This is a genomic window from Yersinia proxima (genome assembly GCF_902170785.1).
Classification (GTDB): Bacteria; Pseudomonadota; Gammaproteobacteria; order Enterobacterales; family Enterobacteriaceae; genus Yersinia; species Yersinia proxima.
The window spans coordinates 840,674-861,080 of record NZ_CABHYG010000004.1 but is presented as its reverse complement, the minus strand read 5'-3'; the positions used below and the strand labels follow the sequence as shown (position 1 = coordinate 861,080).

Genomic DNA, 20,407 nt, shown 5'->3' with positions numbered 1-20,407 from the left:
GAGCCCAATAACACTCTCTGCCCCATGGGGTACTCCTCACTCTGCTTGAGGGGGGCCACAAACACGACATCAGACGAGGATGAGGAACTACAACGCCTACGTACATTACTGCTTCATTCGTAGCGTGTCCATAGTCCGCTTCTGGCACGGAGGGGCCTGTCTGAATTGCTGTCAGGTCTGCTATGAGCGAAAAGCGGACATAACTGATGAAGTGTTAACTTATTGAATTTTATCTAATTCCAATTTATTGTTTCAATAGAGATATAGTATCATGATAAGCATTGACTGTATTAGTTTACACCATCACATTAGGATTCAGGATGACTTATAGCAAAGATATTTCCAGTCGAATTTTTAAATCATGTACATTAAATAAAACCACAGTCGAAAAAAGAATATTTTCTGACGATGGATTTATTGGTAACGTCATTATAATCACTGACAATGAATCTTTTGAAAAAGGATTAGATAATTTATCAAAAACCAATGATGGACAATTTATTTCAAAGATATATTTTAGATATTATATTGAAAAAACCTTATTTGATTGTAGTGATCACCCGGATGATGATGTGGATGTTCGTGTTAAATATTTCAAAAACCTCATTAGTAGTTTAGTTAAGCAAAGAGAACATAGGGTTGTTAAACAAGTATTTGGTGGAAATATAAAAAATGGGTCTCACCCTGTTAATCTAGGGCCATTTTGTTTTTATGAGATTCCTCGCCATGCAAGCCATATAAAACTTCCATTCTCAGATACTTTCTTTAGTAAACAGCAACCTACAAAAACTGTTGTTCAATTATGTGTGAAATCATTAGATTCCTATAAAGCTTCAGAAATTGCAGACACTTTTTTCAACACACTAGAGTTGTCATTTGCTTTCTTATCGGCGAAGAAAGGTAAAGAGTTTTCTATAGGTGCTTTTATGTATGAGTTTTCTCCTACCGAACCATCGATTATTTATACGGAAGGCTCAATTTTTGGAAGGGCTGGAAATAAACGTGAACAAGATCAAATAATTGATCTGACTGATCTGGCTGATTATTTTCCAGAAAAAAAAGAAAGCTTGATGACGAATTTTTTTAATGTCGTTTTATCTCCGGGCACCCAACTTGAAAGGAAACTCTCCAGAGCAGTTGAATGGATTGGCGAAGCTTATCGCGATAAAAACAGATCAAGTGCCTTACTGAAAGTCGTAATTGCGCTTGAAGCACTTTTCAAAGTTAATGAACATAGTGTTATTACTGCCTCTATAGTAGCTAGCATGGCTGAACAATGTGCTTATATAAGTGGGGAATCAGTAGATGAATGCTTAGAAATTGAAGATTACGTCAAAGAACTATATGGATTAAGATCTAAAGTAGTCCATGCTGGGTCTAATAATCTTGGAGAAAATGAGTTGAAAAAGGCGTTAACATTTAGCCGCTCCATAATTTTCAAATTGATAGACTTGAAAATCAACGAGAAATTCGAATCAATTAATGAATTGCAGCCAAAGATCCGGGAAAGTAAATATAAATCATGTCCACTATGGCAAACTACTAATTAGGACACATTAGTGTAATGGACAATGTCCGCATATGGCACAAAGCTGACCGTCTGATCTGATTGAACCCAGAGTACAATGAGTGTCAGAGTAAGTATGAACGAATAAAAAAACATATAAACAGCTATTCGTTACGAATTTTACCCACTATTGTGATAAGAGTTGGTTGTGCAGTAGCGCTTATCCAATCAAAGAAACCTCGCCTTTGTGCGGGGTTTTGTGTTTTATCAGTCCCCAAAAATGATAAGCCCCGACATAAGTCAGGGCTTTTTTGTTTGTGGAATGGGCGGCAGAAGAGTGCTGGTAACACTGCTTCTGCCATTCGCCTGTTTGCAAAGTCACAGGCGAACCAAGGCCCAACGCTTGTGTGCACAAAGCGGATCTGAGCCTACCAAGAAACGGTAGAATGATCTATGAAAAACACTGTTTATTTAAACAGTAGTAAAATTATTAACGCTGATTCTCTTTGTTATATCAAAACCCTGCCTGATAACTGCATTGACCTGATAGCTACTGATCCGCCTTATTTCAGGGTTAAGTCATGTAAATGGGATAATCAGTGGGAAAGTGAGTCGGCATATCTTGCCTGGTTAGATGAGTTGCTTGCGGAGTTTTGGCGGGTATTGAAACCTTCCGGCAGTCTTTATATGTTTTGCGGTTCTCGCCTTGCTGCCGACACAGAAATTCTGGTGCGTGGGCGTTTTAATGTGCTGAACCATATTATCTGGGCTAAACCATCAGGCCCGTGGCGGCGCATGCATAAAGAGGATTTGCGCTCTTACTTCCCTGCAACTGAGCGGATTATCTTTGCAGACCATTATGCGGGGCCATTCACGCCCAAGGGCAGCACTTATGCCGACAAATGCAAGACACTGAAACAGAATGTCTTCAAGCCATTGATTGATTATTTCCGGTTGGCCAGAGCATCGCTTGGCGTGTCGGCAAAGGCTATAAATGAGGCGACAGGTCGGCAAATGTCGAGTCATTGGTTTAGTGAAAGCCAATGGCAATTACCTAATGCCGAGCAATATGCCGTGTTGCAAACTCTGTTTAGCCGCATAGCAGCTGGGAAGCATCAACAGGGGATATTGAGTAAACCCCATCATGATCTGGTAGCGGAATATCAGATATTGAATCGGCAGTATTCAGAGTTGGGCCTCGAGTATGAATCATTGCGGCGACCGTTCGCTGTTACTGCTGATGTACCATATACCGATGTTTGGACATTTCCTTCTGTTGCTTTTTATCCTGGTAAACATCCTTGTGAGAAACCTGCAGACTTGATGGAACACATAATCAGATCTAGCAGCAGGCCGGGTGATGTGGTGGCTGATTTCTTTTTGGGATCGGGTGCCACACTCAAAGCCGCTTTAAAGCTAGGTAGAGTGGGGATCGGGGTCGAACTGGAAGAAGAACGGTTTAATCAGACCGTTGAGGAAATCAAAGCATTACTTACTTAGCCCTAGCCTAAATGCTGGGGCTTTTTCGTTTTAGCCCATCAGTCACCCAATCAACTCCACACACATTACTCCGCATGAGTGGCTGCACTGGTGGGCTAAATTCCTTAACTACGCGCCCAACCCGCTGACCGGGAGGGGGAGATCATGAAAATGAGCAATATCGCTTCTAATGCTTCCTACCTGGCGTCGGGTGGTAGTTTTATTTTTTGGGCTAAAGAGCTGATTGCTGGCTTCACCCCTGATGAGTGGACGGTGATTGGTGTGCTTGGTTCGTTATTCTTTATGGCCCTGACATTTATGCTTAATGCTGGCGTCAAGATTTGGGATCGTCGCCACGGCTATAAACCGGATGGTGAGTGATGGCCTCGACCAAAAGTAAATTAAGCGCGGCAGTTCTGGCTCTGATTATGGTTGCAGCACCGGCCACCATAATTCTTGATCAGCTTTTGGATGAGAAAGAGGGGAACCGGCTGGTTGCTTATCCCGATGGAAAGGGGATTTGGACTATTTGCCGTGGTGCTACTCAAGTCGATGGTAAACCGGTAGTGAAAGGGATGAAGCTGTCAGCGGAGAAATGTGCTGCGGTGAATCAGCTGGAGGCTGATAAGGCTATAAGCTGGGTGAAGAAAAATGTCCGGGTACCGCTGACTGAACCACAGATTGCCGGTATCGCTTCGTTTTGCCCCTATAACATCGGCCCAAGTAAATGTTTCACCTCCACGTTCTATAAAAAACTCAACGCTGGCGACCGCAAAGGCGCATGCGCTGAAATCAAACGCTGGGTATATGACGGCGGTAAGGATTGCAATATCCGCTCAAATAACTGTTACGGGCAGATAGAACGCCGCGCGCAAGAAAGCGAACTGACCTGTTGGGGGCTGGATGAATAAGGTCATTGGGATAGTTATTGCTGTGCTGGTGGTTATTGTGTCGGCTCTGCTCTTTAACAGTTATCGCCTCTCAAATCAGGTCAAAAAAACGGAAGCGGAGCTGGTGGCCGAGCAAACCACAAACACGGCACTGGGCAACATCATTGATGCATACCAGGTGAATGACACCGCCAACCGAGCAGCCACTGCCCGTCAGCTAGAGAAAGAAAGGAAACTACGCAATGAAAGTGAAGATCGGCTTAAGCGGTTTCTGGCGGCGTCGTCAGATGATAAGTGTGCTATTCAGCGCATGCCTGACGCTAGCATTAACATCATGCGCGAATAAAGCGGCTTCACGTCCACCAGCTAGTTGCCCCGTATTGCTACCGCCAGAATCAGCATTAACAGAATGCGAGGTACCGGAATTCGTCGGCACTACTTGGGGTGATAGTGGGCTGTATGCGCTGGCGTTGAAACGTGAGCTGCGGATCTGCAAGGGGCGGTTGGATGAGGTTATTGGGTGGCGGCAGAATGTTAAAATGAAGCTATAGAATCACCAATGACCCCTAAATGATTTGACACTAAACATAAAGAATATAGAAGATGTATTAACTTCCATTTAAGAGTGAAAATCATGGTAGATGTCATTATTTTTGGTGCAGGATGGGAAGGTGATAAGCGAGATATGGAGCTAGGTGCTACCAGTCTTAAACTTATATCCAAGCCTGAAATGGTTTCTAAAATAGTGCCGCATTATGGTGGGTATTTAGTCTTTAGAATTGAGGTATTTGAGAATCAAGGTAAGCGATACTACATAGCAATCTACGGGGATGCGCCTGCTCGTCATATAATCGAACATGCTATTTTAGCGAATAAACCTCAACCACTGGCCCTATAAGCCGGTGGTTTTTCTTTTGGACGAACTATGAAAGAGCCAAGGGTATACGGTAGCCGATGGGCTAAGGCTCGGGCGGCTTTCCTGCGTGACAACCCCCTGTGCGTGATGTGCCAGCAACAGGGACGGATTGAAGCCGCAACAGTCGTTGACCACATCGAGCCGCATCGACTCAAAGAAGCCTTGATGTCTGGCAACTTAGTCCAGATAGCCAAGGCTCAGAAACTATTCTGGGATAGAAAGAACTGGCAATCATTATGCACCCCACATCATAGCTCAACGAAGCAACGGCAAGAGAAGAGCGGTTTTGTGACGGGCTGCACCGCTGATGGCATGCCGATTGACCCCAACTCACACTGGAATAAACGATAATGAATCGCATCACCTCAAATGAGAATTTATCTCAAGTGGGAGGGTGGGGTAAAAGTTCAGGGCTTTGATCCCCAAAGACCTATCATCGTCATTTCTGCGCACAACCGCGAATTGAAAACTTTTTTTTGGGAGGTTTTCCATGGCTGGACGCCGACCAACCCCGACCCACTTGAAGGTGGTCACCGGTAACCCGGGCAAGCGCCCACTGAACAAAAAAGAACCTCAACCCGCACGAGAAATTCCAAGTCCTCCTGCTCATTTAACTGATTGGGGTAAGGCGGCTTGGGGGCGGCTAACTTTACTGCTGGATCAGATGGGCGTGTTGACCGTTGCCGATACCATGGCACTGGAACGCCTTTGTGATCTGTATGCGGAAATCCTCCGGTTGCGCCAGCAGATTGATATCGAGGGCAACACCTATATGACCAAAACCCAGATGGGTGATTTTCTTATCAAAGGACATCCCGCCGTAGGGCAGCTTGCCGATGCGGATCGCCGCTTCAAAGGTTACTTAATTGAATTCGGCCTGACCCCAGCCGCGAGATCAAAGGTGAACGTTAATGGCGGAGAAGAAAAAGAAGACCCGCTCGCCCAGTTCTTCGGTTGATCCAGTAACTCAATATGCAACCGATGTGACGTCAGGGAAAATAGTGGCAGGCCCCGATATTCGCCATGCCTGTGAAAGACATTTGCGGGATCTGGAACTTGGCCCCGCGCGCGGATTAGTTTGGGATGTCGAAGCGGTTTCCCGTGTTATTGCCTTTTTTGCCAACGTATTAAAACTCAATGGTGGCGACCACGAAGGCAAGCCGTTTATTTTGTTGTCGTGGCAATGCTTTGTTATCGGCTCCATTTTTGGCTGGAAATCCAGTGACGGCACCCGACGCTTTCGCATGGTGTATGTGGAGTCGGGCAAAGGTTCGGGCAAATCCCCGCTAGCTGGTGGTGTCGGTCTTTACTGCATGATGGCCGACAAAGAACCACGGGCCGAAGTTTACGCGGCGGCGACCAAAAAAGACCAGGCCATGATCCTGTTTCGCGATGCTGTCTCAATGGTCGATCAGTCTCCGGCACTCTCTCAGCGGGTGGTTAAATCCGGTACCGGTTTAAACGTGTGGAATCTGGCATTCCTGCAAACCGGCTCATTCTTTAAACCCATCAGCTCAGACGATGGTCAATCTGGCCCGCGCCCCCACTGTGCGCTAATTGACGAAGTTCACGAACATAAAACCAATCAGGTTGTTGAGATGATGCGCGCCGGTACCAAAGGGCGGCGTCAGGCTCTGATATTCCTAATCACTAACAGCGGCCACGATAAAACCAGCGTTTGTTATGACTACCACGAATACGGCAAAAAGGTCGCCAGCGGCGATCTGGAAGATGACAGTTTCTTTAGTTTTATCTGTTCACTGGACGAAGGTGACGACCCATTTAAAGACGAATCCTGCTGGGGCAAAGCTAACCCCTCGCTGGGCCAAACCTTTGAACTTAAATACCTGCGCGAACAGGTTACCGCTGCCCGAGGCATGCCAGCCAAAGAAAGCATTGTGCGCCGTCTCAACTTTTGTGAATGGGTAGAATCAGCTACACCGTGGATCGGCGGTGATACCTGGATGGACTGTGAAGACGAATTTGATATTCAGGAACTGGCGGGGGAGGAATGCTATGGCGGACTCGATTTGTCAGGCTCCCGTGACTTAACTTCGCTGGCGCTGTTTTTCCCTAAGCATAACCGCTTATTTGTTGAGTTCTGGACACCTAAAGACAGTTTGCTCGAGCGCGCTAAAACCGACCGGGTGCCTTACGATAAATGGCTAAAGGCGGGTTTTATCCACGCACCACCGGGTAAGGCGGTGAACTATGGTTTTGTTGCCCACCGAATCGGTGAGCTAACAGCCATGTTTAATATCAAATGCATCGCTTTTGACCAATACCGCATCAAATACCTTGAGCCTGAACTGGAAAGCAACTCGGTCAGTGTCGTTTTGGTACCCCATGGGCAAGGCTATTACAAAGCGCAGGAATCCGGTTTATGGATGCCGCGTTCCATCGAATTGTTTGAAGAGAAAATCAATAACAAAGAGTTAATTATCAAGCGTAACCCTTGCCTGCGTTGGAATGCAGCCTCAGCGGTACTCGAGGCAGACCAGAAAGATAACCGCATCTTTGCCAAGAAGAAAAGTACTGGCCGTATTGACGGTGTGGTTGCTTCTGCCATGGCAATTGGCGCTGCTGAAGATGCTGATATTGAAGAGGATGGCGATCTGGATGGTTTCTTTGATAACCCAATAATAGTAGGTATCTAATGGCACAAAATAAACATCCGGGGCGCGTTAAAAGTGCGCTCCTTAACTGGCTTGGTGTGCCAATTAGCCTCACTACTGGCACCTTCTTTCAGGAATGGTTTGGCACCAGCAGCAGCGGCAAGGTGGTCACCGCCGATAAAGTGATTCAGTTAGCCGCAGCCTGGGCGTGCGTCCGGCTTATCAGTGAGTCAGTTTCGACTCTTCCGCTGAAATTGTATAAGCGGATGCCGGACGGCTCCCGAGGCACGGCAACCGATCACCCACTTTATCCGGTGCTATGCCGTAGCCCCAACTCAGAAATGACGCCTTCGCGCTTTATGTTGATGCTGGTGGCCAGTATCTGTTTGCGGGGCAATGCGTTTATAGAAAAGAAAATGATCGGCAATCGCGTTATCTCTCTTATTCCGCTGTTGCCGCAGAATATGGTGGTTAAACGCCTGGACAGCGGGCAGCTTGAGTACACCTATACCGAGAACGGTAAGAAGCGGGTGATACCGGTCAAAACCATGATGCACATCCGGGGATTTGGTCTGGATGGTATGTGTGGATTAATGCCGATGAATACCGGTCGGGACGTATTTGGTTCAGCCATGGCGATCGAAGAGTCGGCAGCGAAAGTATTTGAAAATGGCATGCAAAATTCGGGCTTTCTTTCCAGCAAAGCCGCCCTGAAAGGCGAACAGAGAGAAGCATTGCGTAAAAGCATCTCAGCATTCACCGGTTCAAAAAATGCTGGTAAGGTCATGGTACTGGAAGCGGATTTAACCTACCAAAGCGTGACCATGAACCCGGAAGATGCCCAGATGTTGGAGAGTCGGGCATTCAGTATCGAAGAGATTTGCCGCTGGTTTAGGGTGCCGCCATTTATGGTGGGCCATATGACCAAGCAAAGCAGTTGGGCCTCCAGTGTTGAGGGCATGAACCTTCTTTTCTTGAGCAACACCTTGCGCCCGCTGTTGGTTAATATTGAACAGGAGATTGTCCGTTGCCTGCTGGCCGGTGATGAGGATTACTTTGCTGAATTCTCTGTTGAAGGTCTATTGCGTGCTGACAGTGCGGGCCGTTCCGCTTACTACACCACAGCATTGCAAAATGGCTGGATGAACCGCAACGATGTTCGCCGTCTTGAAAATCTGCCACCAATACCAGGCGGCGATATCTATACCGTGCAGCTTAACCTTGTTGCACTTGAAGACCTGAAATCACATAACGCTGTTGTTAAAGCGAAAGCCATCACCGAGCTTCACGGGTATTTGTTCCCAGATATTCCTCTCGAACAGTCTCCGCTGAAAGAAGCCGCTTAGGAGTTAAACCCAATGACAATTAAAAGCCTTCCGGCAGCGCCGGTGGGACGCCCGTGCGCGGGTGTTTCCTGTGAGGTTGCGCCAAGCGCGTTTGAACGCTGGAACGGTGGGTTAAAAGCCGCTGCCACAGGCGAAAATAGCATTTCAATCTTTGACGTAATCGGACAGGACTACTGGGGCGAGGGGGTTAGCACCAAACGCATTGCTGCCGCATTGCGCTCGATGGGCGGCGAGGATGTGACGGTTAACATCAACTCGCCCGGTGGTGACATGTTCGAGGGGCTGGCTATTTATAACCTGCTGCGTGAGTACAGCGGCAAAGTCACGGTGAAAGTGTTGGGAATCGCCGCCTCTGCCGCGTCCATTATTGCCATGGCCGGTGATGAGGTGCAGATCGGGCGCGGCGCGTTTTTGATGATCCACAACTGTTGGATTGTGATGATGGGCAACCGTCACGATCTGGCGAAAGCAGCCATCGATATAGAGCCTTTTGATCGGGCGATGGGTGATATCTATTCAGCCAGAACCGGCCTGCCAGCAGCAGACATTGCAGCCATGATGGACAATGAAACCTATATTGCGGGCAGTGATGCTGTCGAAAAAGGCTTCGCAGACAGTTTGTTATCGGCTGATGAAATTACCAATGATGACCAAAGCCCATCAGCAGCCATTCGCAAACTCGATGCGCTGCTGGCAAAAGCCAATACCCCACGTTCCGAGCGTCGAAAATTACTTAAAGCCTTAACCGACAGCATGCCGGGCGCTGCTGTTACTCCATCCGGTACGCCAAGCGCTACCACCGAAATCAATACTGAAACTTTAGCTAGCTTCGAGTCTGCATTAAGTGGACTGAAAGCGGCGTGCCAATAATCTGGAGAATATATGTCTGATGTAAATGATGTACTGAAAAAGGTTTCCGCAGCACTGGAAGAGGCCACTGGCAAGTTTAACGCCAAGGCAGAAGAAGCGCTGACAGAGGCTAAAAACGCGGGTCAGCTCTCTGCCTCGACCAAAGAAGCTGTAGACAAAATGGCGTTAGAATTTAACGCACTGACCGCTGCAGAGAAAACCCTTAAAGCGGCCCTGGGCGAGCTGGAGCAGCATGTTGCTCAAATGCCATTGAATAATGCCGTGCAAACTGTTGAGACGATTGGGCAGCAGGTGGTATCAGCCGAGGCGTTAAAAGGTTTTGTCTCAGGGCTTGCAGCAAGCCAGCGGATCAGTATTCCGGTGAAAGCAGCACTCTTGTCAGTCGATGTGCCGGGGCAGATTGTGGCTCCACATCGCTTGCCGGGTATTGATGTTGCGCCTAAACAGCGCCTGTTTATCCGTGATTTACTTGCACCGGGTCGTACTCAATCAAGCACCATTTATTGGGTTCAGCAGACTGGATTTACCAATAATGCACGAGTCGTCGCTGAAGGTACGCAAAAGCCTTACAGCGACATTCAGTTCGGTGAAAAAATCACGCCTGTTCGCACTATTGCCCACTTGTTCAAGGCCGCGAAACAGATCCTTGATGATTTCTCACAGTTACAATCAACGATTGATACTGAAATGCGCTTTGGCCTGAAATATGCCGAAGAGCAAGAAATCTTGTTCGGTGATGGTACCGGTGTTCATCTTGAAGGGATTATGCCGCAGGCATCAGTGTTCGATCCGTCATTTGAAGTTGTTCAGCAGAATGGCATTGATGATTTGCGGCTGGCTATGCTGCAGTCTCAACTTGCGCGTTTCTCCGCTTCTGGTCATGTATTGCACTTTATTGATTGGGCCAAGATCGAACTGACCAAAGACACGTTGGGCCGTTACATTCTTGGCAATCCGTCAGCATTGACTACGCCGACCTTGTGGGGTTTGCCTGTTGTCGCTACAGAAGCGGCGGCATTTAAAGGCAAGTTCCTGACCGGTGCATTTAACGCGGGCGCTCAGATTTTTGACCGAGAAGACGCCAATGTGGTGATCAGTACCGAAAACTCCGACGACTTTGAGAAAAACATGATCACCATCCGTTGCGAGGAACGTCTCGCACTGGCGGTGTATCGTCCTGAAGCGTTTGTTACCGGTGCGTTTACGGTTCCTGCACCTGTCGGTGGCTAATTACCCCTTTCACTGAGCGGCCTGCGGGCCGCTTTATCAGAGATAACATCATGAAATTGATAGCACTAAAGCAGATTTATTTCGGCTATAGCGTTCTTGATCACGGTCAGGAATTTGAAACGGGTGAGCAGCATGGACGGGAACTCCTGAAAAAAGGCTATGCAAAGCGGCTGGAGGAATTACAACCTGCGGAGCCAACGGAGCCAACGGAGCCAACGGAGCCAACGGAGCCAACGGAGCCAACGCCAGAAACCAATGCTGGTGGCAAGAAAACTAAAGCTAAATAAGGCGAACCTATGCTGGAACTGGATCAGGTGAAGCATCACTGCAACATCGAACCGGAGTTCACGGAGGATGATGCCTGGTTAGAAGCCAGAATTAAGGCCGGTGAACGCTTTGTCGAAAACTATACCCGTCGCAAGTTATATGCAAAAGCCAGTGATGAGGGTTATTCAGAAGAGGATGGTCTGCTTTACGACGAGGATATTGATACCGCCATTTTGCTGCTAATCGGTCACTGGTATACCAACCGCGAGGCCACGGTGATTGGTGTCATGTCAAAACAGCTTGAGTTTACGGTCGATTCGCTGCTGCAACCTTACAGGATTTACGGCGTATGAAAGCAGGTAAACTTCGATATCGGGTCACTATTCAACAACGAGTGTCTGGAACGCTTCCTTCCGGACAACCGGTGACTGACTGGGAGAAGTTATTGTCGGTCAGAGCGGATATTACTGATATCTCGGGCCGGGAGATTATTTCCTCTGGAGCTGAACTGGCGGAAACCACCGTCAGGATCTGGATGCGTCGTTATCCTGCTTTTCCTGTGACGCCCGCTAATCGAATTGTACATGAGCCTCCGACCGGTACCGGTGAAATTTATGACATCGTATCGGTGATTGGCGGTGAAAATAACACACGACTTGAGCTGCTATGCAAAAGAGGGGTGAAAACGTGATTGATGCCCATCTCGACTTCTCCGGCATGCTGGATCTGGATAAAGAACTGGAATTGCTCAGTAAGGCCGAGAGTCGCACGGTTTTGCGGCAGGCTGTTCGGGCCGGTGCTGCTGTTATCCAGGCCGAAGCACGAAACCGTGCACCAGAGCGTACCGGCAAACTGAAACGCAACATCATTATCGCCAATGGTAAAGGGGATGCGACACAGGCCAGCGCCGGTATCCGCGTCAGGGGAACTAACCCATCGGGTACCAACAGTGACAACACCAAGAAAGCGATCCGCAGTAATAACTCATTTTATTGGCGCTTTGTGGAGTTGGGCACCTCTGATATGGCCGCTATTCCGTTTATGCGTCCGGCTTTTGATGCCAAAACCGATGAGGCGGCACGGGTTACGATTGATCGAGCAATTCAGGCCATTGATGAGGTATTAGCAAAATGACCGAGGCTGATGTTTACCCCCTAATCAAACATTTGGTGGGTGGGCAGGTATATCCCTACATTGCCCCGCAGAAACCAGATGGCAGTGGCCCGGCAATATCGCCGCCGTGGGTAGTGTTCTCTCTTCCCTCAAATGTGACTGACGATGTGCTTGATGGGCAGGCCGCCACCGCATCGATGCTTCAGATTGATGCTTACGCCAGAACCATTGATGAAGCCCGCGCCATTCGTCACGAAGTGAGAGCGCTCATCGCGCCGCTTTCACCGGTTCAGATGAATGAGATCACTAACTTCGAACCTGACACATCTCTTTTCCGCGCCCTGCTTGAAGTCCAGGTATGGGAATAACCCCAAAAGAAAGAAATCAATCAGCCGCTTTCGGGCGGTTTTTTTATGTCTGGAGAAAATATGACCAGTATTTATGAAAAAACGCAGGGCACGAAAATTTATGTTTCTGCTGGTGTGACTACGCAACCCAATCCAACCAGTGCGGTATGGTTATCAGCGGCTTGTGCCACCAAAGAGATCAGCTTTACCGGTGGTCAAAAAGCGGATATCGATGTCACCACACTGTGCTCAGAAGAGCAGGAAATGACGAACGGTTTACCTGCGCCGTCAGAAATGACCATTTCGCGTAACTGGAGTCCGGACGAGGAGGCGCAATATTCGCTCTATGAAGCCTACGAAACCGATACCATGCGATCTATCAAGGTCGTCTTCCCCAGCGGCAATGGTTATGCCTACCTTGCCGAAGTGCGTCAGAACAGTTGGAGCGCTGGCACCTCGGGTGTGGTATCTGCGTCATTCACCTTGCGTATCAAAGGAAAGCCGGTTCGCATTGCTGCCACTGATGTTCCTGTCACCAGCGTCACGCTGAACAAATCGACTGCTGCTATCGAAGTTGGCGATATCGGTGTATTAATTCCGACATTTTTACCGGCTAACGCTACCAATAAAACCGGCACCTTCATTTCATCTGCGCCCGCCATTGTGAGCGTCGATCCGGTGACTGGTCAGTATCAAGGTTTGGACGATGGCGCGGCAATCATTACCTTTACTGCGGCTGATGGTGACTTTACCGCAACATGTAATTTTACTGTTACTGAGGCGGCTTAATCATGGCTAAAAAGGATTTACGCTCTCTGGCCACAGCACCCCGTGCAGGGTTTCGGCATAAAACCGTGATTGTTCCTGAATGGGATAGCACTCCGGTGATGTTACGTGAACCCTCTTCGGGTGCCTGGCTACGTTGGCGGGAGGTGGCGGTAAAAGGTGAGGCGGGTACTGACGAAACGGTGAAAATATCTATTGAAGATAAGATCACCAACAATATCCTCGCTGATGTGACGTTGCTTATTGATGTGCTGCTTGATGAGAGTGGTCAACCGGCATTTTCTAATGACGATATTCCTCTGGTTACGGCGAGTTATGGGCCGGTGCATGCTCGCTTGCTCAAAGAAGCGCTCGACCTCAGTAAACAGGATATTAAAGCTGCTGAAGAAAAGTAAACACGCCGGGCATGTCCTTTTTAATGACGCTGGCATTGCGGCTGGGGCGAACCCTCTATGAGCTTGAAACTACAATGACAGCCCGCGAGCTGGCTATGTGGATTGAGTTTGATGCTGGCAGTCCTATTGGGGATCGGCGTGGGGATATTCATGCAGCACAAATAGCCAGTGCAGTATATCGGTCACAGGGTAATAACGTCAGCCTGGATGATTTATTACTGCAATGGAAAGAACCGGAAGAGACAGAAGAAGATACTGGCGCTTTGGAATCTTTCTTTGAATCCCTCATGACATAACCCGCTTCGGCGGGTTTTTTATTGGTATTGATATGGCAACCTTGCGTGAACTCATCGTTAAAATCACGGCCAACTCGTCTTCTTATCAAACTGAGATGGCCCGCGCCTCACGTATGGGGGCTGAATACTATAAAACCATGGAGGGCGGTTCGCGCAAGGCAGAAGCGGCTACGCGCCAGAGCAAGCGTGCATTAGCTGAACTTAATAGCGAACTGGTCACCGTAAAAGAGTCGGCCAGCGGCATGGTGGGGATGTTTGCCGGGGCCTTTGCGGTCGGCAGCCTGATCAGCACAGCTGACCAATACGGGCAAATTTCATCCCGAATCAAAATGGCGACCGGCTCACAGGAAGAATATAACAGCGTTCAGCAACGCTTAATGGAAATTAGTGACCGCACATATAAAAGTATCGAGGAGCAATCCGAACTTTATATTCGCAGTGCCAATTCCATGAAAGAGCTGGGTTTCTCCACCGCCAGTACGATTGATTTTATTGATTCAATTTCCAGCGCCTTAACCATTAACGCCGCCAGTGCTGAAAAGGGCGAAAGCGCGATTAATGCCCTGTCTAAATCCATGGTGAATGGCAAGGTGGCGGGTGATCAGTGGCATGCCGTCATGGAGATTATGCCGACCGTCATCGGTGATATTGCCCGCTATCTGGGTACCACCGAACTTGAAGTGAAAAAACTTGGTGCGGCTGGAAAGTTATCAATGGATACCTTTTCCAAGGCGGTAATTGCGGCAAAAGACCGTAACGCAGAACTGGCTGAAGCCATGCCGACCACGGTTGGTGATGCTATCACTAAACTGTCAAACCATTGGAAAGCCTATATCGGGGATGCCAACACTGCAATGGGTGTGACGGCAGCGATATCCGGCGTGATTTCCACTGCGGCGAATAATATTGATGTGCTGGTTGCTGCCGGTACTGGGCTGGTTGGCCTTGGACTGGCACGATACTTCGGCGGGTTGGCCAGCAGCGTTAGCAGCGCGACTGGCAATCTGATTACCGCAACCCGCTCACAACTTGCCCTGGCTGCGGCGCAAGTTGAGGGTGTTCAGGCATCACTGCTTCAAATCCGGACTGAGCGAGAATCAGCGGTAGCAGTCCAGAAATCGTTAGTTGCTCAACTACAGCTGGCACAAACCGAAAAGGCTCGCGCCGTTATTCGTGCGCAACTGGCAGTTAACTCCGCTGCTGTTGCGGCGGCATCACGTGCCGAAGTCGCTGCAACCGATGCTCTTGCGGCGGCGCAGGGGCGCTTAAATATCGCCTCTGGGCTGGCAAGTAAGGCGCTGGGCTTGGTGGGAGGCCCTGTCGGGGCCGCAATGCTGGCAGCCGGTGCAATCTATTATTTCTACGAAAAATCAGAGCAGGCCAAACGTTCAGCGACAGAGCTGGCGGGTGGCGTAGGTGGGCTGATTGATAAAATGCGGGAGATGGGGAATGTCCAGTTAGCGGCTGAAATTGGCAAGCTGAATAATTCATTACCGGTACTTTCTTCCGTTGTTGCTGATGCGCAAAAGAATTACGACAAAACCACTGAAGCCGTTGAGCGAAATCGCCGCCAAATTTATTTGTGGGGGGAAGGTTCAACCATTGGGAAGCAAGCGGCTGAAGAATTGAATGTTTCTCTCAACAATCAGGCGATAGCACTCAAAGAACTGACCGATGCCCAGGACAACAAAAGTAGGGCGGTAAATGGTGCCAATGTTCTGAGCGCTCAGTTAAATGGCACGCTTCAGGCGGGGGTGGGTATCCTGAAGCTGGAGCAGGTAGAAGTGGGTATCGCAGCTGGAATGATGGCGAACTTTACCCATTCTTTGAATATTGCTACCCAGGCCAAGACCGTTTTTAACTCAACCAGCCTGATCTTGCCTGTTAGCGAAGAACTGAAAAATGCGCAAAAAGTGCAGGACGATAAGCTGGCGATATTAAAGCTATCGGGTAGGGCGCAGGCGACCGAAATTGCCAGACAGGAAGCTGAACGCCTTAAAATCACCGACCCTGCAGAGGTATCAAAGTTCGTCAGTGGTGAACTCAGGAACTACGATCAGTCCGAGCAGAATAAGGCGAATGAGCAGGCGAAAAGCAAAGCGGCTAGTGCCACTAAAACGGCTGAAAGTGCAACCAAAGCCTATGAGCAAGCCATTGCCAATCTGAATAAGGAAATTCAGGTTGAGTCAGTTCGACTCAAACAAGGTGAAGCTGCCGCGTCATTATTTGCCGCATCAATTGAAACCGGGGCGAAATATACCGATGGCCAGCGCGCTGAACTGGAACGGTTGAATAAAACCCTCGCAGAGTCAAAGCAGCGTTGGGAAGATCACAATGCGGCTATTGCATCAGACCCTTACCGCAGCGCTGCAGAATCTCAGCGTCAGGCACAGGAGCAGCTACAACGGCAGATTGCCGGGGGTGAAATTCAAAGCGCCGGGGAGCTTTCTCGCCGTAAACAACAGATCCACACGGACTATCTGGCGGCGCTGGCCGATGCTAACCAGCGTTACGCCGTCAGTGCTAATGATGAGTTGGCCGGTAATGTTGATCCGGTGCAAAACCTCAGTAACCAACTGGCAAAGCGTCAGGCGCTTATTGAGACTTATGCAGCGGCAGGTGTTATCACCGAACAGCGAAAAAACCAGCTTATTCTTGCCTCCGAGACGGAAACCCGCGAACAACAATACCAGGCATCTCTGCAATTATTCGCCTCGCAGGGCGACCTGCAGCGCATGGCTGTAGATCTGTTTCAAGATTCCCAAGATCGCCTTACTAATATGTTGACAGGGTTAGTGAATGGCACTCAGTCAACGAAAGAGGCTATGTCTAATTTATTTGCCTCACTGTCTCAGTCGATTATCAAGAATCTTATTGATATGGCGGCGCAAGCCCTTATCACCAGTACGATCATGCAGACCATCACGGGTGTCTCTGGTGGGTTATTGAGTGGTTTTATGGGGGGCGGAAGTGCGGCGGCGGGGTCGGCCAGCAACGCATTCTCTGGCGGTGCTTATAGTGGTCTGTCATTTAATGCCAAAGGTGGTGTTTATGATTCACCCAGTTTAAGCGCCTATAGCGGGCAGGTTGTCAGTTCCCCGACCTTTTTTGCTTTTGCAAAAGGCGCAGGAGTCATGGGGGAAGCAGGGCCAGAGGCGATTATGCCGCTCACGCGCTCTGCAGATGGTTCGCTGGGTGTCAGGGCGGTCAGTAGCAACATGCCCACCAGTTCTGCTGGTTCAGTAGCGCCGCAGGTTTATATCACCATTGATGGTAACGGTAACACCTCAACTCAAAGCAGCCAGGGCATGGAACAGTTTGGCGCGGAGATCGGTGCATTTGTTGATAGCCGTTACAAGGCGCTGATGGCTAAGGACTTGGGGCAAGGTGGCGCTTTAACTAAAAGAATTCAGGGGCGTAGATGATAAAGGAATTTGAATATTGCCCGCGCATAAATCCGGTTGGGGACATTACGATCCGCACACGCGAATTGCAGTTGGGTGATGGTTATACGCAGCGTTCTGGCGACGGACTCAATGAAGAAGCCCAAAGCTGGCCGCTTTCGTTCGTGGGTGAACTCGATTACATCATGCAGATCAGACAATTTCTACGAGAGCATAAAGGCTATAAGGCGTTTCAGTGGCGAAACCCTATGGGCGAGCTAGGTCTGTACTGTTGCCAGAAACAGCAAGTGAAAGCCTCGGGGAAGAATGCGGCCGGCAAGCCGATGTTTGAACTCTCTGCAACATTCATTATTGCTTACCATCCATAGGAACTCATCGTGTTAAATACTGACTTACAGATGCTGGAGCCGGGCAGCAAGGTAAAGCTGTTCGAAGTGGACTGCACCGAGTTTGACGGCCCGCAGCTTTATTTCCATGACCATCCCATTCCCTACACTGAAACCGATCTGGAAGCCGCAGGCGGCGATCCTGATTTATTGCCAATGAAATCTATCTGGTGGCAAGGCCGCGAATATAAGCCATGGCCGACAGCGATAGAGGGAGTGGAGGTGACTAGTGATGGTAACGCGTCAACACCAACTCTGTCCGTGGGTAATTTGGATGGAACCATCACAGTATTATGCCTGGCTTATCAAAATCTGGCTCTGGCGCAAGTAAAAATGCACACCACGTTTGCCCATTACCTCGATGCACGGAACTTTCCCGAGGGAAACCCTGAAGCTAACCCGGACGAAGAGAAGATCGATGTCTGGTATATCGACAGCAAGACCTACGAGGATGATGAGCAAATCCAGTTTGCGTTATCCAGTCCGGCAGACTTGCAGGGCATTATGTTACCCACACGTCAGATCCATTCCCTTTGCACCTGGTGCATGCGCAATCAATATCGCGGGGCATCATGCGGGTATACCGGTACCGCTTATTTTGATGAAGACGGCAACCCAACGGACGACCCCAGCAAGGATAAATGCTCTGGGCTTCTTTCAACGGGCTGTGAAACACGCTTCGGAAAAGGTAAACCGCTCCCGTTCGGTGGCTTTCCCGGCTCTGCATTGATAAAGAGGTAGTCATGCGTAAACATATTATTACTGCGTTGCTGGCGCATGCTAAAGACGCTTATCCCGCAGAATGCTGTGGGCTGGTGGTACAAATCGACCGCAAACAGGTTTACGTACGCTGCACTAATACCGCGCTAGAACCGGGTGAGCAATTTCGTATTGATCCGCTTGAGTATGCGGCAGCAGAGGACAAGGGGGCGATCATTGCCATTGCTCACAGTCACCCAGATGCCACAACCCAACCCTCACAGTTAGACATTGCACAGTGTGACGTGTCACAAATGCCCTGGCTAATAGCCAGTTGGCCAGAGGGTGACATTCGCCAGATTATACCGAGTGAGGGAATAAAGCCTCTCAAGGGCAGGCCATTTGTACATGGCATATGGGATTGTTACGCCCTCGTGCGGGACTGGTACCGGCTTGAACGTGATATTACCCTGCCTAATTTTGAGCGGTCAGACGGCTGGTGGGAGCGCGGCGAAAATTTGTATATAAAGCATTATGCTGATGCCGGTTTTTATGCCCACACCGGGCAGCCAGAAGTCGGTGATGTTATTTTGATGCAGTACAAAGCGAGTGAGCCGAATCATGCCGGAATTTACCTGGGTGATGGCAAGATGATCCACCATCGATACGGTAGTTTAAGCGAAATTGTCCCTTACGGCGGTTACTGGCTTGATCGAACCATTAAGGTGTTGCGGTATCAAACCCCGGAGTAAATGCTATCATTCGGTTTTCTGCATGGAGATAAACGGATGAAAAGGTTGTTCCTTTTGGTAGCAATATCAGTATTACTGTCAGGTTGTGAGACGACCCCACAGCAATTAAGGAGTAGCAAGCCCGCTGCAACATTCGAATCAAGCAAGCATGCTGATATATTAGCTCCATGCTTTATTAGAAATTTTGAAGAGAAAACTTATGCAGGCGCCCCAGTTGTTACGTCTGTGAAGCCTTTAACAAATGGGCTGACTATATCTATAGTAGATAATTACGAGTTTGTTGATGTCATAAATAGTGACTCAATTACTAAAGTTACTTTATATTCAGCCATATTTAATAAACCTACAGCATGGCGCTCACAGTCCAGAACTAATGAAGTCATTAGTGACATAAAAAGTTGTTTATAATCTTATGGATATATAAAAACCCGCTTCGGCGGGTTTTTTATTGGGGGTAATATGTCAGAAGTAAAAACAATTCGCTTATATGGTCAGTTAAAACAATTTACAGAGGATAAAGACGGAATTTTTCGCTTTGCTGCCAGTTCAACGCAAGAGGCTATTAAAGCCTGTTGTGTATTATTACCGGGGTTTGAGCGATTTCTTAATGACGCTAAAGACAAAGGGCTTACATTCGCTGTTTTTAAAGGCAAACGTAATATATCTAAAGATGAACTGGAGTTTAATATTGGTGATGAAGAAATAAAGATAGCACCAATAATTATCGGCAGTAAAAAAGCGGGACTATTCCAAACTATATTAGGTGCTGTTTTGATAGCTGCTGCTGTATTTGCTGGGCCAGGGGGGATTGGAGCTGCGTTTGCAGCTAAGGGAATGGTTGGCATGACCGCAATGATGGGGGCATCCTTGGCTCTTGGTGGAATGGTTCAAATGTTATCACCCCAGCAGGGTGGGCTGGCAATGCGAGAATCGCCTGATAATAAACCATCCTACGCATTTGGTGGGCCGGTTAACTCCATTGCTCAGGGTAATCCAGTGCCACTGGGGTACGGTAAGCGTCGAATTGGCGGGGCGTTAATATCCGCAGGCATCCACGCCGAAGACCAACAATGATAATTAGCTTATTCACATAACCCGCTTCGGCGGGT

The 20,407-nt window shown here is 48.7% G+C and carries 26 protein-coding genes; all 26 read left to right on the top strand.

What is annotated here, in order from left to right; all coding sequences use genetic code 11:
• Positions 1–320: 320 nt before the first annotated feature.
• The 26 genes from FTB31_RS05950 to FTB31_RS05825 all read left to right on the top strand — a co-directional run bounded on the left by FTB31_RS05950 (position 321) and on the right by FTB31_RS05825 (position 20,372).
• Complete coding sequence (locus FTB31_RS05950) at positions 321–1,550, top strand: HEPN domain-containing protein (RefSeq protein ID WP_227731208.1); 1,230 nt, start codon at positions 321–323, stop codon at positions 1,548–1,550.
• A 410-nt stretch (positions 1,551–1,960) separates the two neighbouring features.
• Positions 1,961–3,007 carry a DNA-methyltransferase gene (locus FTB31_RS05945; RefSeq protein WP_227731207.1) on the top strand — a complete coding sequence of 349 codons (1,047 nt, stop codon included), beginning with the start codon at positions 1,961–1,963 and terminating at the stop codon, positions 3,005–3,007.
• Positions 3,008–3,151: 144 nt separating this feature from the next.
• Complete coding sequence (locus FTB31_RS05940; RefSeq protein WP_005174491.1) at positions 3,152–3,367, top strand: phage holin; 216 nt, start codon at positions 3,152–3,154, stop codon at positions 3,365–3,367.
• A complete protein-coding gene (locus tag FTB31_RS05935; protein ID WP_227731206.1) occupies positions 3,367–3,897 on the top strand; it encodes a lysozyme in 531 nt (176 codons plus the stop codon). The genes FTB31_RS05940 and FTB31_RS05935 overlap by 1 nt, the downstream gene beginning before the upstream one ends.
• Complete coding sequence (locus tag FTB31_RS05930; protein ID WP_227731205.1) at positions 3,890–4,222, top strand: DUF2570 domain-containing protein; 333 nt, start codon at positions 3,890–3,892, stop codon at positions 4,220–4,222. The genes FTB31_RS05935 and FTB31_RS05930 overlap by 8 nt, the downstream gene beginning before the upstream one ends.
• Entirely contained in the window at positions 4,119–4,427 is a 309-nt protein-coding gene (lysC, locus tag FTB31_RS21625) for an Rz1-like lysis system protein LysC (protein ID WP_411927830.1), read from the top strand. Before FTB31_RS05930 ends, lysC begins: the two co-directional genes overlap by 104 nt.
• Positions 4,428–4,510: 83 nt before the next feature.
• Positions 4,511–4,774: a hypothetical protein gene (locus tag FTB31_RS05925; protein WP_227731204.1), complete on the top strand. Its 264-nt coding sequence runs from the start codon at positions 4,511–4,513 to the stop codon at positions 4,772–4,774.
• A 27-nt stretch (positions 4,775–4,801) separates the two neighbouring features.
• Positions 4,802–5,143, top strand: coding sequence for an HNH endonuclease signature motif containing protein (locus FTB31_RS05920; protein WP_227731203.1), 342 nt, complete (start codon positions 4,802–4,804; stop codon positions 5,141–5,143).
• 139 nt (positions 5,144–5,282) lie between these two features.
• A complete protein-coding gene (locus tag FTB31_RS05915; RefSeq protein ID WP_227731202.1) occupies positions 5,283–5,750 on the top strand; it encodes a phage terminase small subunit P27 family in 468 nt (155 codons plus the stop codon).
• Positions 5,704–7,449, top strand: a complete 1,746-nt coding sequence (locus tag FTB31_RS05910) for a terminase large subunit (RefSeq protein ID WP_227731201.1) — start codon at positions 5,704–5,706, stop codon at positions 7,447–7,449. The genes FTB31_RS05915 and FTB31_RS05910 overlap by 47 nt, the downstream gene beginning before the upstream one ends.
• The gene (locus FTB31_RS05905) at positions 7,449–8,753 is read left to right on the top strand and encodes a phage portal protein (protein WP_227731200.1); all 1,305 of its coding nucleotides are present in this window, start codon (positions 7,449–7,451) and stop codon (positions 8,751–8,753) included. Before FTB31_RS05910 ends, FTB31_RS05905 begins: the two co-directional genes overlap by 1 nt.
• Before the next feature lie 12 nt (positions 8,754–8,765).
• Entirely contained in the window at positions 8,766–9,623 is an 858-nt protein-coding gene (locus FTB31_RS05900; RefSeq protein WP_227731199.1) for a head maturation protease, ClpP-related, read from the top strand.
• 12 nt (positions 9,624–9,635) lie between these two features.
• Positions 9,636–10,853 (top strand): phage major capsid protein, encoded by a 1,218-nt coding sequence (locus FTB31_RS05895; RefSeq protein ID WP_227731198.1) that lies wholly within the window; start codon positions 9,636–9,638, stop codon positions 10,851–10,853.
• A gap of 50 nt (positions 10,854–10,903) precedes the next feature.
• Complete coding sequence (locus FTB31_RS05890; RefSeq protein ID WP_227731197.1) at positions 10,904–11,140, top strand: hypothetical protein; 237 nt, start codon at positions 10,904–10,906, stop codon at positions 11,138–11,140.
• 9 nt (positions 11,141–11,149) lie between these two features.
• Positions 11,150–11,473: a head-tail connector protein gene (locus FTB31_RS05885; RefSeq protein WP_227722409.1), complete on the top strand. Its 324-nt coding sequence runs from the start codon at positions 11,150–11,152 to the stop codon at positions 11,471–11,473.
• Positions 11,470–11,811 carry a phage head closure protein gene (locus FTB31_RS05880; protein ID WP_227722402.1) on the top strand — a complete coding sequence of 114 codons (342 nt, stop codon included), beginning with the start codon at positions 11,470–11,472 and terminating at the stop codon, positions 11,809–11,811. The genes FTB31_RS05885 and FTB31_RS05880 overlap by 4 nt, the downstream gene beginning before the upstream one ends.
• Positions 11,808–12,254, top strand: coding sequence for an HK97-gp10 family putative phage morphogenesis protein (locus tag FTB31_RS05875; RefSeq protein ID WP_227722514.1), 447 nt, complete (start codon positions 11,808–11,810; stop codon positions 12,252–12,254). The genes FTB31_RS05880 and FTB31_RS05875 overlap by 4 nt, the downstream gene beginning before the upstream one ends.
• A complete protein-coding gene (gene gp17, locus FTB31_RS05870) occupies positions 12,251–12,601 on the top strand; it encodes a tail completion protein gp17 (RefSeq protein WP_227722401.1) in 351 nt (116 codons plus the stop codon). Before FTB31_RS05875 ends, gp17 begins: the two co-directional genes overlap by 4 nt.
• A 60-nt stretch (positions 12,602–12,661) precedes the next feature.
• Positions 12,662–13,369 (top strand): phage tail tube protein, encoded by a 708-nt coding sequence (locus FTB31_RS21620; protein WP_455436024.1) that lies wholly within the window; start codon positions 12,662–12,664, stop codon positions 13,367–13,369.
• Positions 13,370–13,371: 2 nt separating this feature from the next.
• Positions 13,372–13,761 carry a phage tail assembly chaperone gene (locus FTB31_RS05855; RefSeq protein WP_227722399.1) on the top strand — a complete coding sequence of 130 codons (390 nt, stop codon included), beginning with the start codon at positions 13,372–13,374 and terminating at the stop codon, positions 13,759–13,761.
• A gap of 23 nt (positions 13,762–13,784) precedes the next feature.
• Complete coding sequence (locus FTB31_RS05850; RefSeq protein ID WP_227722501.1) at positions 13,785–14,057, top strand: phage tail assembly protein T; 273 nt, start codon at positions 13,785–13,787, stop codon at positions 14,055–14,057.
• A 32-nt stretch (positions 14,058–14,089) separates the two neighbouring features.
• On the top strand, positions 14,090–17,482 hold the full coding sequence (locus FTB31_RS05845; RefSeq protein ID WP_227731196.1) for a tape measure protein: 3,393 nt from the start codon (positions 14,090–14,092) through the stop codon (positions 17,480–17,482).
• On the top strand, positions 17,479–17,829 hold the full coding sequence (locus FTB31_RS05840; protein ID WP_227722395.1) for a phage tail protein: 351 nt from the start codon (positions 17,479–17,481) through the stop codon (positions 17,827–17,829). Before FTB31_RS05845 ends, FTB31_RS05840 begins: the two co-directional genes overlap by 4 nt.
• 6 nt (positions 17,830–17,835) lie before the next feature.
• On the top strand, positions 17,836–18,588 hold the full coding sequence (locus FTB31_RS05835) for a phage minor tail protein L (RefSeq protein WP_227722498.1): 753 nt from the start codon (positions 17,836–17,838) through the stop codon (positions 18,586–18,588).
• A gap of 2 nt (positions 18,589–18,590) precedes the next feature.
• The gene (locus FTB31_RS05830) at positions 18,591–19,298 is read left to right on the top strand and encodes a C40 family peptidase (protein ID WP_227722393.1); all 708 of its coding nucleotides are present in this window, start codon (positions 18,591–18,593) and stop codon (positions 19,296–19,298) included.
• 459 nt (positions 19,299–19,757) lie between these two features.
• Positions 19,758–20,372: a tail assembly protein gene (locus FTB31_RS05825; protein WP_227722384.1), complete on the top strand. Its 615-nt coding sequence runs from the start codon at positions 19,758–19,760 to the stop codon at positions 20,370–20,372.
• The last annotated feature ends 35 nt before the right edge of the window (positions 20,373–20,407 follow it).